The 483-nt window shown below is 54.9% G+C and carries 1 protein-coding gene; it reads right to left on the bottom strand.

Annotated elements, in window-relative coordinates; translation table 11 throughout:
• Positions 1-192: flagellin N-terminal helical domain-containing protein (locus tag AC27VO_RS16530; RefSeq protein ID WP_488667809.1), on the bottom strand; the 192-nt coding region annotated here is incomplete at its 3' end.
• Positions 193-483 lie beyond the last annotated feature (291 nt).

Here is a 483-nt window from a genome sequence, read left to right as displayed (position 1 = left end):
TGCCACGCTCAAACCCTTGGCCTGGGCATTCATGCGCTCCGAAATGGCCAGACCTGCTGCATCGTCCTTGGCGCTGTTCACGCGCAGGCCAGAAGACAGGCGTTGCATCGAGGTGGACAGTGTGCTGCCCGACAGGCTCAGATTGCGCTGTGCATTGATCGAAGCGACATTGGTGTTGATGGTCATGGCCATGGTGAATCCCCTGTATTTCGTTAAAACAATGTGAGCGCCTGCGCCACTACTCAATGCGTTACGGCATCTGCTGGGCTACTGAAACTGCCAGCAACTGGCACCGCCTACCTGAGAGTTATCGGCCCTTGGTGTGCAGACTTGAGGATTTTTTGCAGTCAGGCACATTCCCCGTCTGAAAGTGCCATAAAAAAAGGCTGCACCCCACAGAGGTACAGCCTGTCAAACACACTATTTTTACGCACCAAAGGCAGCCATCTAGCACGATGGCAACCCTTGGCAACCCGCTTAGCG

This window comes from Comamonas sp. 14P8.1.4 (assembly GCF_057799285.1).
Note: the sequence above shows the minus strand (reverse complement) of the source record. Positions and strands in the feature narration are given on the sequence as shown.